The following is a 566-nucleotide window of genomic DNA, read 5'->3' as shown; positions in this document are numbered from 1 at the left end:
CTCCTCCAAAAGGTAAGTCCGCTCCTCGGGCGACAGCAGCTCGATGCGGCCGACCGGCTGCCCGGCATCGGCAACCATCGCCCGCAGCAGCGCCAAAAGATAGCCGCGCTGCCGCTCGATCGTGGCTTCGTCGAACAGTGCCGTCGCATAGTGCAGCGTTCCGGCGAGATCCTCGCCGCTCTCGCCAAGGCTCAGCTCCAGGTCGAACTTGACCTGGTCGTAGGCATTGCCCACAGCCTCGACCGCGAGCCCGGGCAGATCAAGCCGCTCGACGGCCGCGTTCTGCCAGGCCAGCATCACCTGGAACAGCGGCGTGTGGTCGAGCGCGCGCGGCGGCTTGACGATCTCAACCACCTGCTCGAACGGCAGGTCCTGATGCTCCTGCGCGGCAAGCGCGGTGCGCCGCGTGCGTTCCAGAAGCTGCGCCACGCTCGGCGCCCCCGACAGGTCCAGGCGAAGCGCAAGCGTGTTGACGAAGAAGCCGATCAGCTCTTCGATCTCGCGCCGGCCGCGATTGGCGCTCGGCACGCCGATGACGATGTCGTCCTGCCCTGACAGGCGCGACA

Annotated in this window: 1 protein-coding gene; it reads right to left on the bottom strand. The window is 67.7% G+C overall.

Annotated elements, in window-relative coordinates:
- Positions 1–566: condensation domain-containing protein (locus AC0L28_RS34745; RefSeq protein WP_473483004.1), on the bottom strand; the 566-nt coding region annotated here is incomplete at both ends.

It is taken from the genome of Mesorhizobium sp. WSM4847, from assembly GCF_055811335.1.
This window is presented reverse-complemented; position numbering and strand designations above follow the sequence as displayed.